Consider the following 19,049-nt stretch of genomic DNA (forward strand, 5'->3'; position numbering starts at 1 on the left):
GCGCAGCAGGGCTATGTAAATCATGAACTGCGTTTTATCATTGCCGCCTCCTGTTCCGGCGTCCAGTTTATGCTTGTGAGCATGGCAGCGCTTATTTACGGCTGCATACACCGGATGAAAACAGGAAAGAAAAAGACTATTTGGCTGGCGGGAAGCATGGTATTTTCCTATCTGTTTACTGTTTTTGTCAATGGTAGCCATATATCTGCCGCTTCGGCTGGAGGGTGTTTTGGCCGGAGGCGGGTGGCTGACGGCACAACGTCTCCATACGCTGATTGGGATTGTGGTTTATTTTATGGCGCTGCTGCTGATTTATCAGGCGGCGGATTTTATGGCGGGGATAGTTGCAGGGGAGGTAAGACGCCAACGCAGACAAATCAAATGGGCGGTACCGGTATTCTGGTATTTTGCCATCGTACTCGGCATTCCGTTTTTGAACGGGGCCCGGGGAAAAAACAGGGATGGATTTGGGGAATATGCGACGCTTGTAATAACTGTGATTGTGGGAATAATTCTGCTTCTTTGGTTAGCTTCTCTGGCTGACGCAGGCACCGGCAGAGGAGAAGAACTCTTTATGCGGCGGTGAAAGCAGCGGCGGCAGGGAGAAATTTTACGGAAGTAAAGTTCTTTCCCTGCCGCTGTTTTTTATGCAGGATTATGCTATATAATATGGGGTAAAGTTACTGTTAAGCGGGGCAGCGCATTTACTGTATTGCTCGTAAGAGAGTGATTCAGGGATGCCAAAATCCATCGGCGAAGGTGGTTGAGGACGGATTTTGGCTGTATCAGCGAAGAAACTGGATAGTTTTGGGAAAATACATTTTCGGTTCTATACTGTAGCTTTTTTCAAGCCTTTTTATAGTTATATGGCATTTGGTTTTACATATTTTTTGATGTAAAAAACAGCTTGCGGGCTGAATGATTTTGTGATAAAGTATTTTCACGGCGGTTACCATTTCCTGGTAATCCGTTTTTCCATTTCAAAGGCCGTATGTAAGACGGCATCATGGCGAATCAGCCGGTATGAATTCCAATTTTTACGGAACAGGTCGGACAAAAGAAGGGAGAGATGCCTATGGACTGAGCTTCTGGTGTATTTTTTGCGCTCATTTTTTGGTTTGGCGCTTAAATATGCTTTTGGTGCTTAGATTTATTTATCAACCCTTTAAGGGACTTTAGAATCTCAATTTACACAACAATGAAGGAGGTATCCTATGGGATTACAAACGATAAGAAAAACAGCCTGGCTGGGGATTATGGCGGGCATTCTATGTCTGGCACTGATAACGGCGGGCCTGGGCGGATTTAAAATATCAGCGGAAGAAGCGGACGGCAGCGTATCCGCGTCCATAGTCCATCGACATGAAGGCAGTGAGGAGAACGGAGGAAGCTGCTTCCGGGAACTGTTTCATGAGCATTCCGAGGAGAAGGGATGTTACCGTACCGTCAGCTGTACGGTTACCGTACATGGGAACGGCGGCTTCTGGTCGCAGGGGGATGCATACTGCGACTGCCATGGACAGGTACATGAAATCTATCAGAATGTCATTAAAAAACACAGCGCCTGCGGTGCGGCGGATCAATACACACAGATACATTTTACAGAACACCACGGTCCGGGAACGGACGGCTTCAGAGGCTACGACAGCACTACGCATACAGATAAAAAACTGGACTGCAGCCATGAAGGCGAGGTGACAGGTTATGAAATGTCCTGCGGTGAAACGGAGGGAGCGGAGGTTGCGGTATTGACGGTGCGTCCGGATACCACGCAGTGGACAAGAGAAGTGAAGCTGCAAGCAGGGTATGAAATAAAAGGCAGCATTGCGGTTGCCTCCGACAGCTTTATCTGGAATAGAGGGGCTCCGTCCGCACAGAATGAATTATCTGTGGAAAGCAACGGAACCTATACCTGCAGGCTGAATGCCGGAAGCAACAACAATTCTGCGGAAGCGGAGGTATCTGTTGCTGTCAATAATATAGACAGAAGGGGGCCGGAGATTACGGAGCTTACCTATGCCGGAGACTGGACCGGCGGCGGTGTGGAGGTAACCGTAAAAGCACAGGACCTCCAGGAAAACGGCAATCCGGGATGCGGAATCGCTGAAGCGGGTTACAGCTTTGACGGGGGAGCCACCTGGAAGGAGAACATACATACATTTACGGAAAACGGTACTTATCTGATTAAGGTGCGGGATAAACTGGGCAATGAAGGGGAAAAGAGCCTGGTAATTAATACGATAGACAACACGGCGCCCAAAATCCATATTGGCTGGGACACCGCGGCTAATGTCCGGGTAAACCGGGTGACAGTCCAGGCCGAGGATCTCCAGCCGGATGGCGGAGCGGGAAGCGGCCTGGCAGAGGAACCGTTTTCCTTTGACGGCGGTAAAACCTGGGGAAAAAGCAGCCAAATCGATATCAGGGAAAACGGTACCGTTACGGTTGCAGTGAGAGACAAAACCGGGAATATAGCAAAGCAGACGATTGATATTCAGAATATCGACACGACCCCGCCGGAATTTACCTTGTCCCTGGAACCGGAGGGCTGGAGCTGTGAATGCATCATAGTTGTGGATGCATCGGATAAAAATAATGCCGGCCTGCCGGGGGCCGGTGTAAAAGAATATTCCTGTGACGGCGGGAAGACCTGGGCGGAGGATAAAAGGTTACAGGTGAAGGAGAACGGTACCTTTCATATAGCAGTGAGGGATGGCTTCGGCAATCAGGCCACAGGAGAAATCCGTGTGGCTAATATTGACAGAACCGGCCCAAGGCTCAGTTTTACCCAGAAACCACAGCTATGGCTGTATGGTAAGGCAAGGATTATTCTGGAAGCGCAGGATTTGCAGCCGGATGGCGCCTCCGGTTGCGGATTGGCCCGAAAGGCCTTTTCAACAGATGGCGAGGAATGGACGGATATAGGAGAATATGAATTCAGCGAACCGGGCACCTATCATTTTTATGTGAGAGACAGACTGGAAAATATTACGGAAGCTTCATTTACCCTGCGGCGTATGCAGATACCGGACGAGGGCGGCGACGGAGGAAATCAGGGAGGCGGCGGGAACAGCAACGGCGGCAATGAAGACGGAGCGCCGGACGGCGGCCAAACGGATAATAACGATACGGATAATAACGAAACTGTTACTGCGCCTGATGATGGCGGAACAGATAATCCACTATTAGAACCTGACTTATCAGATGAAAAAGGCGCAGGAAAAGAACCCGGAAGAAAAAAGAAACCGGATAATTCAGATAATAATATGAAGCAGCCGGATCGTAAGCACAAACCGAAGAAAGATAAGCCGGAAAAAGAAACGTATATTGCGGAGGAAAGAAATGAGGGAGCAGATGAAAAGGTAGTGTCTGCCCTGGAAGAAACGGAAGAGCCGGCGGAATGTATCTGCCTTACCAGATGCAAAAAGAATAATCCGGACTGCCCGTTATGCAGCATTAACCCTGAAAACTGCCGCGCAGAGCAAGCAGGCTGGATGAGAATACTGAAGGCGGTGATATGCGCAGCAGTATTTTTACTGCTTCTTGCAATAGTATTACTGTTTTTTGTCAGGCCGACTCTTCTTTATGAAAAGGGAGAAGATGATAAATATCGCCTGCGTTCGGTAACAAGAATCGGCAGGAAAAATGGCGTATTTGCAGTAATGCTTGGAGAACTCCGGGATATGCGCTGCGGGACGGGGGAGTTTATGCTCTTATGCGGAATCGTAGAAGGTATTTATGAAGGAGAGCTGCTTATTATAATGACAGCTGATGGTGAAAAGAGCGAAAAGGCACTGAAAAGAAAAGTTGAGTTTTTTCTTTGATATATCAGTTTATTGTAATTATATATATAAAAATAAGTAACTTACTATTGCATTGTAGAAAAAATATTAATATAATGGAGGCAATTAATTGGACGTAAAAGTGAACAGAGTTTATAAGGACCGTTTATTCCGGTTGATTTTCAGCAGTAAGTAAGAACTTTTAGCGTTATATAATGCCGTGAGAGGTACACAGTATAAGGATGCTGAGGCACTAGAGATTACGACGTTAGATGATGTCTTGTATATGGGAATGAAAAATGATCTGTCCTTCCTGCTTGACGATGTGCTGAATTTATATGAGCATCAGAGTACCTATTGTCCCAACATGCCGCTCCGGGGAGTTTTCTATTTAGCGGATATATACAGGAAGTATGTGGATGCTTCCGGAGGGGATTTATATGGAAGCAGAAGGCTGATGCTGCCGTTACCTCAATATCTGGTTTTTTATAATGGAACGGCACAGCTGCCTGATCGCATGGTTTTAAAGCTGTCGGAATCCTATTATTTGCCGGAAGGGCTGGCGGCGGAGCCTTCCCTGGAATGCAGTGCGCTGATGCTGAATATTAATCTGGGCCATAATCGGGAGCTGATGGACAATTGCCGGATATTATGGGAATATGCGGTGTTTGTGGAACGCATCAGGGAACGCCTTGCTGCAGGAGAACAACTGGAGGAAGCTGTAAAGCAAGCGGTGGATATCTGTATGAAAGAGGGAGTTCTTGCGGATATTTTGCGAACACAGAGAGCGGAGGTGGAGGAATTAATGTGGGCGGAATTCAATGAAGAACGCTTTTTAGCAAAGGAAAAGGAGTACAGCTGGGAGGACGGTAACAAAGCAGGAAAAGTCAAAGGAAGGGTTATGGGAAGAGCGGAAAGTATTCTTGAAATACTGGAAGAACTTGGTACAGTTCCGGAGGGACTGCGCAGAAGGCTCCTGGAGGAGACTGATTTGCAACGGTTGAAGAACTGGCTGAAGGAAGCAATTAAAGCCGCTTCAATAGAAGACTTTGCTGAAAATATGGATAAATAGGAAACATACATAAAAATAGGGGAAGCAGCTTCTTCATTTCAGCGTATCTGAAGAACAGCTTCCTCTGTTTTTTGACCTGATTTTATGGTATACTTAAAACGTTTTCATGAAAGAAACGGCATAAGACGGCTGCTTCCAATGCTGACTAAGCCGCGTGTGCTGCGGTGACGTGAAACTTTTGGTCAGAAAGCCTCTGCGAACTGGCCAGGCCATGAAAATACAAAAGGAACATAACTGTAAAACTTATACAGCCAGTATAAATCATCTAATTCATTCAACAGTCAGGATAAGATATGAAAAAATTAGTTATAGGGATTCTTGCACATGTAGACGCCGGAAAGACAACCTTATCGGAAAGCATTCTATATCGCAGCGGCCTGCTGAGAAAGCCGGGCCGGGTGGATAACGGAGATGCCTTCCTGGATACTTATGCCCTGGAAAAAGCCAGGGGGATTACCATATTTTCAAAACAGGCAAATTTTAAATGGAAAAGCATGGATGTATCCCTCCTGGATACGCCGGGACATGTGGACTTTTCTGCGGAGATGGAACGTTCGCTTCAAGTGTTGGATGCCGCTGTGCTGGTAATCAGCGGAGCGGACGGGGTACAGGGACATACGCAGACGCTGTGGCAGCTGCTGAAGCGGTATGGGATCCCTGTTTTTCTTTTCATAAATAAGATGGATCAGCCGGGGACGGACAAAGAGGCGATTCAGAAGGAACTGAAGGACAGGCTGGATGAGGGCTGCGTGGATTTTTCCGGGGAAATGGATGAAGCGTTTTATGAACAGGCGGCCATGTGCGATGAGGCGGCGCTGGAGCAGTTCCTGGAAGAAGAGCGGCTGGAGGAAGAACAGCTGATACAGCTGATCCGGGAACGGAAGCTTTTTCCCTGTTTTTATGGTTCTGCGTTGAAGCTGACCGGTGTGGATGAGTTTTTAGACGGATTGGAGCGCTATACTGTACAGCCGGTTTATCCGCAGGAATTCGGCGCCAAAATATTTAAAATCGTCAGGGATGACCAGGGAAACCGTCTGACCTATATGAAAATAACCGGCGGAAGCCTGAAGGTAAAAAGCATGCTGACCAATGCAGGGGCGGAGGATAAGCTCCGGCCGGGTCAGGAGGTCTGGGAGGAGAAGGTCAACCAGATCCGTATATACTCCGGAGATAAATATGAGCTGATAAACGAGGCGCAGGCGGGGACGGTCTGTGCCGTGACAGGCCTGGGACATACCCGTCCCGGAGAGGGGCTGGGCGTGGAGCAGGCCTCCGCAGCGCCGTTGCTGGAGCCTGTCCTGACTTATCAGGTGAAGCTTCCGGAGGGCTGTGAGGTGCCGGTCATTCTTCCCAGGCTGCGGCAGCTGGAGGAAGAGGAGCCTGCGCTGCACATCGTATGGGATGAGCGGCTGCAGGAAATCCAGGCCCAGGTTATGGGAGAAGTGCAGATTGAGATTTTGAAAAGCCTGATTCAGGATCGATTTGGCGTGGCGGTGGAATTCGGAGCCGGACACATTGTATATAAGGAAACGATTGCGGATCGTGTGGAAGGTGTGGGACACTTTGAACCGCTCCGGCATTACGCCGAGGTCCATCTGCTGCTGGAGCCGGCAGAGCGGGGAAGCGGCCTGCAGTTTGCCTCCGACTGCAGTGAAGATATTCTGGATCGGAACTGGCAGAGGCTTGTGCTCACCCATCTGGAGGAAAAGGAGCACAGAGGCGTGCTGACCGGCGCTCCCATCACGGATATGAAAATCACGCTGCTGACCGGGCGTTCCCATCTGAAGCATACGGAGGGCGGAGATTTCAGGCAGGCAACCTACCGGGCGGTGCGGCAGGGACTGATGCAGGCTCACAGCATCCTTTTGGAGCCCTGGTATGCCTTCCGGCTGGAGGTGCCGGAAAAGCTGGTGGGCCGGGCCATGACGGATATTGAAAAAATGAACGGCAGCTTCAATGCGCCATTTACGGAAGGAGACATGGCCGTATTGACCGGTGTCTGCCCTGTGGTGACGATGCGGGATTACCAGAAGGAGGTAATCGCCTATTCGAAGGGCTATGGCAGGCTGTTTTGTTCGTTAAAGGGCTATGAGCCCTGCCACAATGCGCTTGAGGTTATGGAGCAGAGCGGCTATGATCCGGAGAGGGATACGGAAAACCCCACCGGTTCGGTATTCTGTGCCCATGGAGCAGGTTTTGTGGCGCCATGGGACAAGGTGACCGACTACATGCATTTGGAATGCAGGAGGTTTGATGATCTGCTGCCGAGACAGGAGGGCGCTGACGGAAGTGATGGAGCGTTTGGCGCAGATAGCCCCGGCGGAGGGCGAAGCGTGGACGGCAATGGGAATGCGGAAGGAAATCCCGGAGGAATAAAAAGGGCCGATGCCGGAAAAAAGGGAAATGCGGCGGCCGGAGAGTGGATTGATGTGGAAGAAATTGACGAGATTCTGTCCCGTACCTTCCATGCCAATAAAAGAAATAAGGAGCTTCCAAGGAAGGACGGCTGGAACCGTTTTGGACATAAAACAGCCGTACCGCCCAGGGAAACCGTATATATGGGAAGCAGAAAAGACGGGGCGCCCAGGGAAAAGTATCTTCTGGTGGATGGCTATAATATTATTTTTGCCTGGGAGGAGTTAAAAAGCCTGGCGGAGGCGAATATTGACGGGGCGAGAGGCCGCTTGCAGGATATTCTGTGCAATTACCAGGGCATGGTGCATTCACAGGTTATCGTGGTATTTGACGCCTACCGTGTGCATGGGCACACGACAGAAGTGCTTGACTATCATAATATTCATGTGGTATATACCAGAGAGGCGGAAACCGCGGATCAGTATATTGAAAAGTTTACCCATGAAAATGGGAAAAAATATGATATTACAGTGGCCACCTCGGACGGCCTGGAACAGATTATAATCCGCGGCCAGGGCTGCCGGCTGCTTTCTGCAAGGGATTTGAAGGAAGACATTGAACTTGCCGCGGCCAGGCTCCGGGGAGAATATCTGGAACAGCAGAAAACAGAAAAAAGCTACCTGCTGGATTCCATGTCCGAGGAGGTACGCAGGCAAATTTCTGCTTGCCAACAGATGGAAACAATACAAGAGGATGAGTAAATTTGAAATTTATATATGAGATTCCTGGCTCCTTTTGGGGCCTTTTCCGGTCCGTGAACCGGGATATCTATATGGAAGCGCTCCTTACCATAGATGATGAATATCAGTACAACAACTTCTTTTTAAGCAGGGAAGCCTGTGTGCAGATTCTGGCGGATATGTGCGCCCGGCGGAGGTTCCAGCTGGAAAAGGAAGAAACGGAAACAGAAGAGGAGGCGCTGGAAGCGGTTCCCAAGCGTATCCTGAACTGGCTGCTGCGGGCAAAATGGCTGCGGAAAATAGAAGATTATACCACGATGACCACCAACATAGTCATTCCCGACTATGCGGCGGTTTTTATCGCTGCCTTTGAACAGCTGGTGAACCAGCCGATGGAGGATACGGATATTTATATCCAGAACGTATATGCCACTCTTTTTTCCTTCAAAAATGACTCCAGGATGAATATTGCCATGCTAAAGACTGCCCTGGTCAATACCAGGAAGCTGAATAAGGCGCTTCAGGATATGCTCCATAATATGGATAAATTCTTTGACCGCCTGCTGGCAAAACAGTCCTATGGGGAGCTTCTGGAGGAGCATCTGGAGGGCTACGTGGAAGAGGTGGTAAAGAGAAAATACCACATCCTGAAAACAAGCGATAATTTTTATATCTATAAAATGGATATCAAACGCTGCCTGAAGGAAATGCGTGAGGATGATGTATGGATAGAGCGGATCAGGGCAAAGCAGAGCGCGTCTCAGGATAAAAAGGAAAAGGAGCCGGAAGGCTTTTTTAAGAAGCGGCAGGATGACGATGTGCTGGATCTGATTGACCAGATCGAGAGGGGCTTCGAATCTATTGAACACAGGATAACCAATATGGATCGGGAGCACAGCAAGTACATCCGCGCTACGGTAAGCCGCCTGAATTATCTTTTAAGCGATGAAAGCGACCGTCATGGCCTGGTGATCCAGCTGCTTAACAAGCTGGGAGAGCAGGAGGAGGACGGAGCGCAGCTTGCGCGGATTAACAGGGTGGCGGAGAAGATGAATCTTTCCGCCTGGGAGGTACTGAATGATAATCCCCTGTACAGGCGGAGGCGTCGGAAGAATTTTGCCGGAGATCTGCTGCCGGAGGAAGAAAACAGGGAGCTTTCCAAAGAAGAGATACTGCAGCTGAACAAGATCCATCACCGGTTTACCAAACAGCAGATTGAAAGCTTTATTGAAGAGCATATGAAGGACGGCGTGATGGAGACAGGGACGATGGCCCTTGAGAGTGAAGAGGATTTTGAAAAGCTGATCCTTGCCTATGACATCTGCATGCGTAAAAACAGCCGTTTTGAGGTGCTCACCTCGGGAGAACAGGTGGAAGGCGAACGCTTTGCCTATCCCGCAATGATATTCGTTAAGAGAAAAGGGGAAAAAGAGGATGCTGGAAATATATGAACAGCTGACGCAGGAGGAACAGGAAAAGCTGCAGGATGTCATCAGGCAGCTGTACCGTCAGACCTTCCTGCTGGAAAGAAAATATGATAAAAAAGCAGGCCGGATGATTGCCAATAAGGATTTTTATTTCTGCGACAAGCATATGGAGTTTTTGACGGCATATTTTGCGGTGGCGGGCGTACGGCTGAACCAGAATACGGAGCTGGGAACCATCTGGCTGCAGGGGGAGGCTACCATGGGCGAACGGCTGCCCAAGCTTGCAACCATCTATCTGCTTTTGCTGAAGCTGATTTATGATGAACAGATGGCGGCGGTATCCTCCAGCGTGAACATTGTCACCACCTTCGGGGAGCTGAATGGAAAAGTGGGAGAGTTCCGGCTGGCAAAAAGCCTGTCCTCCCTTACGGAGATTAAAAGGGCGCTGGCGCTGCTGAAAAAATACCAGATGATAGAACTGATTGACGTGCTGGAGGAGCTGAACGAACACACCCGCATCATTATCTATCCCTGCATCAACCTGGTGCTGATGCGGGAGGATATTCTGAAGCTGCTTAATAGCTTCAGTGAGGAAGAAGCCGTCCCGGATGCAAATGAGGAAGAAGAAGGAGAAATGCCAGATGGAGATACAGCAGACACAGACAATGCTGCCGGAGAGTTCACAGATCCGGACGCCGGATACACAGACAGCGGTGATGCAGATGCCGGATACACAGACGCCGGATACACAGATGCCGGGTACACAGATGCCGGGTACACAGACACAGCAGCTGACTGAGGCCGGCCGCCAGTCCTTCAAGGCGATTACCAGAATCGCACTGAACAACTGGCATTACATTGATCATAAAATACTGACGCTGAACAAAAGCATCAACTTTTTTACCGGCCATTCCGGAAGCGGCAAATCTACGGTCATCGACGCCATGCAGATCGTCCTGTATGCGAATACCGACGGCCGGGGTTTTTTCAACAAAGCGGCGGCGGACGATTCGGACCGAAGCCTGCTGGAATACCTGCGCGGCATGATCAATATCGGGGAAAACAACCAGGCTGAATACAAAAGAAACCACAATTTTTCCACCACCATCGTCCTGGAACTGGAGCAGACCGGGAGCGGTGAAAAGGAATGCGTGGGCGTTATTTTCGATGTGGAAACGGCAACCAATGAAATCGGCAGGCTGTTTTTCTGGCATCGGGGAGGCCTGCTGGAAAACAGCTATCGGACGCAGGAGCGGGCTATGGCCATCGGGGAACTAAAGAGTTACCTGCAGCACAATTTTGCCAGGGACGACTGGTTCTATACCTCCAATAATGAACGGTTCCGCAGGAATCTGTACGATGTTTACCTGGGCGGGCTGGATATGGATAAATTCCCCCGGCTGTTCAAGCGCGCAATTCCCTTCCGCATGAATATCAAGCTGGAGGATTTCGTAAAAGAGTATATCTGCATGGAGCAGGACATTCATATAGAAGATATGCAGGAGAGCGTCGTCCTTTACGGCCGTATGCGCCGCAAAATTGAGGACGCCATGCAGGAAATCAACGAGCTGACAGAAATCAAAAATCAGTTCGACCGTTTTGTGGAGGGAAAAAGAAATACCGAAAGCTGCCGTTATCGTTTGGATAAGCTGACAATTATCCAGCTGACAGAGCTGATCAGGGAGCTTGGGCTGCGGGTGGAGGAAGGGAAAAAGGATCTTCTGGCCCAGAAGGAAGCCCTGGACGCACAGCTTCTTTTGAGGGAGGAATATGGGGCCGCCTACGATGAGATCAACCGCCAGATCATAGGCAGCGGGTATGCCGAGCTGGAAGCCAAGCAGAAAAGCCTGGAGGAGAACCTTGCTCTGCTTGAGCGAAGTGAACGCAGGTGGGCCGCTCTTTCTGAAAAAATCGGCAGCTGGGAGGAGGAAGAGAACATTTCCAACCAGACAATCTGGGATATTGATAAATTCCGGAAGGGAACCATCTCCGGAGAGGAGCTGGGCCGTCTGAAAAAGAGCCTGCAGGAGGTGCGGACCGACCTGGAGAAACAGCACCAGGAGGCGGCAGCCGAGTGTAAGAGCCTGCAGAAGGAAGCGGATCTGATTCAAAAGGACCTCATGGAAATCATGCTGGGCCGGAAAACCTACCCAAGGGAGCTGGAGGAGGCCAGAAGAGAGATCCAAAAGAGCCTATACGAGCAGTTTGGCAAAAACATACCCGTCCGCATCCTGGCGGATCTTCTGGATATCCGGGATGAAAAATGGAGAAACGCCATCGAAGGCTATCTGGCCTGGAACAAGCTTGCCCTGATCGTGGAGCCGAAATATGTGAAGGCGGCCATGGAGATTTACGAGCAGCTGGATGCCAAAAAATTCTGGCGGGTTTCCCTTGTGGATACGGAAAAGCTCATCGCCCAGGAATATCCTGTCCGGGAAAACGCGCTGGCAGAGGAAATCGAATGTAAAGAGCCTTATGTGAAGTCCTTCATTCAATTTTTACTGGGAAATGTAATCAAATGCGAGGATGTTGCAAAACTGCGCCAGTGTAAAATCGGCGTGACCGCAGACTGCCTGCTGTACCAGAACTTCCAGCTGCGCCGCCTGAATCCGGAAAACTATACCAGACGCGCCTTTATCGGTGAAAAAAGTATGCGTAAGCGCCAGAAAGAGCTGCAGGAGCGTCTGGAGGAGCTGAACCGCAGCCGGGAAGAATATGAAGCCATGGCAGCGGCGGCAAAGCGCCTGCTGGATTTTGAATATCTGCAGGAACCTTTCGAAAACTATCTGGAGCTGTTCCAGGATATGGAGGAGAAAAGGAAAAAAGAAGCCCAGCTGCGAAAGCTGGAAAAAAGGATGGAAGAACTCGGTGCGGGAAGCGTGGATATCCTCCGTCAGCAGCGTGGGGAAATCATGGAAAAGCAAAAGGTCCTGGACGGTCATATCGACAGCCTGAAGCTGCAAATCCATGACCGGGAGAAAAAAATAGAAGCGGACAATGCCGCCTGCATCGAGAAAAACGAGGAGCTTCTTGACAGACAGAGACAGCTGATTGGCGCCCCTGCCTGGGAGGAAGATTTTGACGCCTGGTTTTCCCAGGTGAAGAATCCCAGATACGATGCGCTGATCCGCCAGACACTTTCCGCAATCACCGAATCGGAGGAACGCCTGGAGGCGGAGAAAAACCGCCTGGTTGACGTCCGCTCCGAGTACTTAAGACGCCACCCCAACCGGGATTTCTCCGCCAGCGCGGAAAATAACGGGGAATATCAGCAGCTGCTGGATGAGCTGGCCTGCGACCGGATCCGGGATTATGAAGAAAAGGCGATGGAGCAGGCCAGGGTGGCCGTGGAGCATTTTAAGGAAGACTTCGTTTACAAAATCCGAAGCGCCATCAAGGAAGCCTATATCCGCCGTGACGAGCTGAACCGCATTATCCGCAAGCTGAACTTCGGGAAGGACCGCTATCAGTTCCGGATAAGCAAAAACAAGGGACTGGATGGGGAATATTACGATATGTTCATGGATGAATCCCTGGAAATCGATCCGGCCACCCTGTCCGGATCCGTGGAGCATCAAATAAACATGTTTTCCATGGATCATGAGAGCAGGTACGGCACATTGATGAACGACCTGATCCATATTTTCATCCCTCCGGAAAATGCCAGCGCCAGGGAGCAGGAGGAAGCCAAAAAGAATATGGAAAAATATGCGGACTACCGCACCTATCTTTCCTTTGAAATGGAACAGATTGTGGAAGGCGAGGAACGCCTTGTCATAGGCTTAAGCAAAATGATCAAGAAAAACTCCGGCGGTGAGGGGCAGAACCCGCTGTATGTGGCCCTATTAGCCAGCTTTGCCCAGGCCTACCACATCAATCTGTCGCCCAAGCTGTCCCGCCGTCCCACCATCCGCCTGGTGGTGCTGGATGAGGCTTTTTCCAAAATGGACGCCGAGAAGGTGGCCAGCTGTATCGAACTGATAAGGGGGCTGGGCTTCCAGGCTATTATCAGCGCCACAAATGACAAGATCCAGAACTATCTGGAGAACGTGGATAAGACCTTTGTTTATGCCAATCCCAATAAAAGAAGTATTTCCATACAGGAATTTGAAAAGAAGGACTTTTCCCAGCTTATGAAGGAAGATTAAGTTGTGTGCGCCATGCGGCCCCTGAGTCCGCCACCTTCCCTGTCCCCGCCGGCTTCTGTCCGGGCCGGGCGCTGTTCTGTGCGGTCAGACGCAAAAACAGGATATTTCTAACCGCTTCCATCCTGCCTCCTGAAGTCCAACGCGGCTGGAACTCCTCGCCTTTTACGTTATATATAATTGACCTTAGTCATTTGGGCTCGTCAGACAAGCCGCTAGGGGCGGACTTCAGAAGGCAGGATGGAAGCGGTAAGAAATATTCCTGTTTTTGTGTGATTCCCTTACAGAACAGCGTCCGGCCCGGACAGAAGCCGGCGGGGACAGGGAAGGTGGCGGACTCAGGGGCCGCATGGGAGGAAGAACTATGAAGAAGCGCGAGAAGGAAAAAGGCAGGAATGTTGTTGCGGTTATCTTAGACAGGTATGAGGAGCATTCCTCTGACTGGAAGAAGTACGGGGATGAGGGTGCGGCGGGACGCAGATCTGTTTTTGTGGAACAGGAGTTATATGATGAGATTGGGAGGCAGGAACTGATAGCACAGATAGTGGAGCTCAGTAAGAAGGGGCTTCTTGATGTGAAATGGTATCAGACAGGCAGTGAAGTAGAGTGTTTTATATATCGTCTGGAGGATATGAATGCTTTTTATGCATTGGATGGCAGGCGGCCAAAGAGGGAACTTGCGCAGGCACGTCTGAAGGAATTGGAGGAGCTGATAGGCAGCAGGGAATGGAAACCCTGGCTGCTGGACAGCCTGGAGGAACTGAGGAAGCCGCTGGAAGCTGGAAAGATACCCAGAGTGTATGAGAAAAAAGAGTATTATTTGAAGGCTCTTGCCGGGCTGAACCAGTTAAATGAACCGATTTACAAAAGGGTGTTCAGTAAGCATTTCCTGGGAAAATCGAAGGTATTTGAGAATGAAATTCAGGGAGTTGTAATCAGCGCTGCCAGGAGGTTCCATCCTGATGTGGATTCTGATCCGGAGGTAATGAGCGCCGAAGAGGTTCTGAGTCAGATTTTTGTGGAAACCTATAGTCAGGAATTGTGGATAAAGGGACCGCTCAGGCTTCAGGTATGTGGAAAAGTTTCCGGTTTTTCGGAGTTCCCGTTTGGCGTCGGACTGAATGCGGATATGCTGAAAAATGCGGAGATTTGCCAGGAACAGGATATATGTAAGGTAGTTACCGTGGAGAATAAGGCAAATTTTATGAAGATGCCTTATGAAGAAGGAACCCTGTTGGTTTATACCCATGGATTTTTTTCCCCGAAGGAACGATTTTTTCTAAAGAAGCTGGAGACGGTTCTTAAAAAGAAACGTGTGGAATATTTTCATACGGGCGATCTTGATTATGGAGGGATCCGGATTTTCCAGCATATTCAGAAAAATATATTTCCAAAGCTTCAGCCGTTGTGGATGGATGAAGAAACTTTTTTGAAGTATGCGGAGGAAGCAGCGGCGGTAGAGGAAGCTTACCTGGATAAGCTTCGTAAATTGAGTGTGCCGGAAACTCTGGAAGGACTGAAAAAATGTATTCTGGAAACCGGTAAGGTGATTGAACAGGAATGTATGCTATGGAAGGAGTAAGCCTGCCCTTGTAAGAGGGACTCAGTCAGGATCCGGGATAAATACCTGCGGGGGATCATGCAGGCAGGAAAGCAGTGAAACTTTCAGATATTATAGTATGAAAAAAATGTCCTGCAGCCGGCGGCTGTATTCTGAGAATACTCCCGCATGCTGCGGGGCAGTTGTATTATAGGGGAGTTTTTTCCAGATTCTGTGAGGTGTCAGATCATACAAGACAGCCCTTCCGGCGTATGGTAAAGTGGATATACATGCTCTGAAGCGGAACTGTGGATGGTGAACCGGACAGGGCGGAACGAAAGGAGAACGGCCATGCTGCAGGAACAGGAACAAAGGCATGTATATTATGATCGGGATCTGGATATTGAGGCTTATAATCTGAGCGGTATTGTCCAGAAATTTCCCAATCATTTTCATGAATATTATGTGATTGGCTTTATTGAGGGAGGAAAGCGCCATCTGTGGTGCAAGGGGAAGGAGTATGATACGTCGGCGGGGGATCTGATTTTGTTCAATCCCAGGGATAATCATTACTGCGCGCCTGTAAACGGGGAGCTTTTAGACTACCGGGCGGTGAATATCAAGCCGGAGGTGATGTCGCGGGCGGTGAAGGAAATTACGGGCGAGGCTTATATGCCTTATTTTACGGAAACCGTGGTCTATAAGAGCGATATTGCGCAGTCCGTACAGGATCTTTACCGGGCGGTGCTGAATGATGCGCCTTTGCTGGAAAAGGAGGAGAACCTGTTTTTCCTGCTGGACCAGATTCTCAGGGAGTATGCGTCCGATTTTGAATCGGCGGATGTGCTGCGTCCGAACCGTCAGATCCAGAGCCTGTGCCAATACATGGAGGAGCATTTTGCAGAAAACGTGACGCTGGATGAGCTGCTTTCCATAACGGATTTCGGGAAATCCTATCTGCTTCGTTCCTTTACCAGGCAGACCGGGGTGTCGCCTTACCGGTATCTTCAGACGATCCGGCTGGACAAGGCGAAGCGCTTCCTGGAGGAGGGGATTGCACCTATTGATGCAGCGGGGATGGCCGGATTTTCGGACCAGAGCCATTTTACCCACTTTTTTAAGGAGTTTATCGGGCTGACGCCCAAGCAGTACCAGCGTATTTTCCAGGATAAGGAAAAAGACAGCAATGAGACAGGAGAGGGCGAAGATGAAACAAAGTGATATGAAAGGGCATTTGGCGGCGTTTGTAACGATTTTTATCTGGGGGACCACATTTATTTCCACCAAGGTGCTGCTGAAGAGCTTCAGCCCCATTGAGATACTTTTTATCCGTTTCCTGATAGGCTATGCCACGCTGTGGCTGGTATATCCCCATCAGTTGAAGCCTGCGGAGAAAAAACAGGAATTGTGCTTTGCGGCAGCGGGGCTTTGCGGCGTTACGCTTTATTATTTAATGGAAAACATGGCGCTTACGTATACGCTGGCCTCCAACGTGGGGGTGATTATTTCCATAGCGCCATTTTTTACGGCGATTTTCAGCTTCTTCCTGCGCAAGGAGGATAAGCCGGGAAAAAGGTTTTTCCTGGGCTTTGTGATGGCCATGGCCGGAATCTGCCTCATCAGCGGCAGCAGCGGAGCGGCCCTTTCCCTGAACCCTCTGGGGGATATTCTTGCTATAGGCGCTGCCATTATATGGGCGGTCTACTCTTTGCTTACCAGAAAAATCGGGGATTTCGGCTACCATGTGGTGCAGGCGACAAGAAGGACCTTTTTCTACGGGCTTATTTTTATGCTCCCTGTTCTTTTCCTCATGGATTTCCGCGTGGAGGCCGCACAGCTAATACAGCTGTCCAACCTGGGCAATCTGCTGTTTCTGGGGCTGGGAGCCTCGGCGCTTTGCTTTGTAACCTGGAATTACGCGGTCAGGGCGCTGGGAAGCGTGAAAACAAGCGTGTACATTTATATGGTTCCGGTCATTACCGCAGTGGCCTCGGCGCTGATACTTGGAGAAAAAATAACCGCAGCCTCCGCCGTGGGCATCCTTCTGACGCTGGGCGGCCTGTTCCTGTCCCAGAAATGGGGAAAAGAAACGGCTGAGGATGCCGCGGAGGCGGCCGTACAGCCGGAAGGGGAGCAGCAGGCGCTGGAATAAAACAGAAAAGAAGGAAATGAGGACAGAAACGATGGAAGCTGAAAACAGAAAATGTGTAATGATACTGGATGAGGAGCTGCCTGCGGGCGTGCTTGCCAATGCGGCGGGAATCCTGGGGATGACGCTGGGAAAACAAATCCCGGAGGTAATCGGCCCGGACGTGCTGGATAAAAACGGCAGGGAGCACCTGGGAATCACCGCTTACCCGGTGCCGATCCTGAAAGCGGATAAGGAAAAACTCAGGCAAATCAGGGAGCAGCTTTATCAGCCGGAATTTGCAGAATGTGTGGCGGTGGATTTTTCCGATGTGGCGCAAAGCTGCAGGACCTATGACGAATTTATCAGCAGGGCTGCGGCGGCAAGAGGAGAGGATATCACCTATCTGGGCATCGGCATCTGGGGAACGAAAAAGCAGGTAAACCGGCTGACAGGGAGCCTGCCGCTGCTGCGGTAGGGCTGTTTCCAAACATGCCTGAGCCGGTTTGTGAAACATAACTATATTTTTCCAGAGAACACCTGAAAATTTATTGGCAAAAAGGGATGAAAAAAGCCCCCTGATTTGTTATACTATGACGTGAGGGCAGAGGGACAACCTCTGTGACGAGGAACAGCAACGGAAATTTACAGGTGCGCAGATAAATATGATAAAGTTAAAATATATGACCATGGTTCTTCTATGCAGTCTGTGTATGACAGTACTGCCGGCCTGCGGATCAGGCAGGCAGGAGAATATCGACCAGGGCATGAAGCTGATTGAGCAGCTCAGCTATGAGGAAGCGCTGAAGTGTTTTGATGCGGCGCTGCTGAATAAGGAGGATGCAAGGCTTTCCTACCGGGGACAGGGACTTGCCTATATGGGGCTTACTGAATACGACAAGGCGGCGGAGTATCTGGAAAAGGCGCTCAGCTACAGTGACTTTAATGTGGAGCAGATGGATTTTGATATCAATTATTATCTGGCCACTGCTTACTACAAGCTGGGTGAGCTTGACAAGGCCAAGGCCGTATACGATTCGATTACGGCGCTTCGACCCAAGGAAAAAACGGCGTATTACCTGAAAGGGGTCATCGAGATCGAACAGGGTGACCAGGAGGCGGCGAAAGCTGACTTTGACAAGGCGGTGGAAATTGAGCCGCAGGATTACGACATGCGGATTAACATTTTCTGCAGCTGTGCGGAAAACGGGCTGCAGGAGCTGGGAGAAGGGTATCTGCAGACGGTTCTTGACAACGACGATAAGAAGCTGAGTGATTATAACCGGGGCAGGATGAGCTTTTACCTGGGAGATTACAACAGCGCAAGGAACAGCTTGGAAAAGGCAAAGGATTCCAACGCCGGTGTGGATGTGGTAAGCCTGCTGGGACAGACCTATGAAAAGCTGGGCGATTATAACTATGCGGCAAGTGTGTACAGCAATTACCTGAGCAATACGCCGGACGCGCAGATATATAACCAGCTGGGGCTGTGTGATTTGAAAATCGGTGAGTACGAAGCGGCGCTGAATGCCTTTCAGGCGGGGATTGCAATTGAGGGCAACGAGCTGATGCAGGTGCTCAAATTTAATGAAATTGTGGCGTACGAATATCTGGGAGATTTTAAACAGGCAACCGTACTGATGCAGAAATATATCAGTACCTATCCGGATGACGCAAAGGCCCAGAGAGAGTACGAATTCCTTCAGACACGGTAAAATATTCAGACACCGGAGAACGCCTCCGGTGTCATTTTGCACTACATTTATGTCAAGATTTCACCACTAATACAATATGTTGTGTTGTCCATTGACTTCACCTGGGAATGGTGATACAATGATCCCAACGCCCGATAAGGGGGCA

General features: G+C 49.8%; 12 protein-coding genes and 1 pseudogene. All 13 read left to right on the forward strand.

Annotation, left to right across the window (positions count from 1 at the left end; translation table 11 throughout):
* Positions 1-39: 39 nt before the first annotated feature.
* Positions 40-165, forward strand: a pseudogene (locus FYJ45_RS33015) (exosortase K); the annotation flags it as partial.
* A 64-nt stretch (positions 166-229) separates the two neighbouring features.
* On the forward strand, positions 230-586 hold the full coding sequence (locus FYJ45_RS01580; RefSeq protein WP_235930492.1) for a hypothetical protein: 357 nt from the start codon (positions 230-232) through the stop codon (positions 584-586).
* Between the two features lie 628 nt (positions 587-1,214).
* On the forward strand, positions 1,215-3,824 hold the full coding sequence (locus FYJ45_RS01585; RefSeq protein ID WP_154463154.1) for a PKD domain-containing protein: 2,610 nt from the start codon (positions 1,215-1,217) through the stop codon (positions 3,822-3,824).
* A 244-nt stretch (positions 3,825-4,068) separates the two neighbouring features.
* Positions 4,069-4,854, forward strand: a complete 786-nt coding sequence (locus tag FYJ45_RS01590) for an RpnC/YadD family protein (protein WP_235930494.1) — start codon at positions 4,069-4,071, stop codon at positions 4,852-4,854.
* A gap of 293 nt (positions 4,855-5,147) precedes the next feature.
* Positions 5,148-7,970 (forward strand): translation factor GTPase family protein, encoded by a 2,823-nt coding sequence (locus FYJ45_RS01595; protein ID WP_154463155.1) that lies wholly within the window; start codon positions 5,148-5,150, stop codon positions 7,968-7,970.
* Positions 7,971-7,972: 2 nt separating this feature from the next.
* Positions 7,973-9,400, forward strand: a complete 1,428-nt coding sequence (locus FYJ45_RS01600; protein WP_154463156.1) for a Wadjet anti-phage system protein JetA family protein — start codon at positions 7,973-7,975, stop codon at positions 9,398-9,400.
* A complete protein-coding gene (locus tag FYJ45_RS01605; RefSeq protein ID WP_154463157.1) occupies positions 9,384-10,175 on the forward strand; it encodes a DUF4194 domain-containing protein in 792 nt (263 codons plus the stop codon). The genes FYJ45_RS01600 and FYJ45_RS01605 overlap by 17 nt, the downstream gene beginning before the upstream one ends.
* Entirely contained in the window at positions 10,144-13,524 is a 3,381-nt protein-coding gene (locus tag FYJ45_RS01610; RefSeq protein WP_154463275.1) for an ATP-binding protein, read from the forward strand. The genes FYJ45_RS01605 and FYJ45_RS01610 overlap by 32 nt, the downstream gene beginning before the upstream one ends.
* Before the next feature lie 361 nt (positions 13,525-13,885).
* Positions 13,886-15,103, forward strand: coding sequence for a Wadjet anti-phage system protein JetD domain-containing protein (locus FYJ45_RS01615; RefSeq protein ID WP_195841604.1), 1,218 nt, complete (start codon positions 13,886-13,888; stop codon positions 15,101-15,103).
* A gap of 309 nt (positions 15,104-15,412) precedes the next feature.
* Positions 15,413-16,282 carry an AraC family ligand binding domain-containing protein gene (locus tag FYJ45_RS01620; protein WP_154463159.1) on the forward strand — a complete coding sequence of 290 codons (870 nt, stop codon included), beginning with the start codon at positions 15,413-15,415 and terminating at the stop codon, positions 16,280-16,282.
* Complete coding sequence (locus tag FYJ45_RS01625) at positions 16,269-17,213, forward strand: DMT family transporter (RefSeq protein WP_154463160.1); 945 nt, start codon at positions 16,269-16,271, stop codon at positions 17,211-17,213. Before FYJ45_RS01620 ends, FYJ45_RS01625 begins: the two co-directional genes overlap by 14 nt.
* A gap of 31 nt (positions 17,214-17,244) precedes the next feature.
* The gene (locus FYJ45_RS01630) at positions 17,245-17,667 is read left to right on the forward strand and encodes a DUF2000 domain-containing protein (protein ID WP_154463277.1); all 423 of its coding nucleotides are present in this window, start codon (positions 17,245-17,247) and stop codon (positions 17,665-17,667) included.
* A 187-nt stretch (positions 17,668-17,854) separates the two neighbouring features.
* The gene (locus tag FYJ45_RS01635; protein ID WP_154463161.1) at positions 17,855-18,904 is read left to right on the forward strand and encodes a tetratricopeptide repeat protein; all 1,050 of its coding nucleotides are present in this window, start codon (positions 17,855-17,857) and stop codon (positions 18,902-18,904) included.
* The last annotated feature ends 145 nt before the right edge of the window (positions 18,905-19,049 follow it).

The sequence above is a fragment of the Eisenbergiella porci genome, from assembly GCF_009696275.1.
In the GTDB taxonomy this organism is placed as follows: Bacteria; Bacillota; Clostridia; order Lachnospirales; family Lachnospiraceae; genus Eisenbergiella; species Eisenbergiella porci.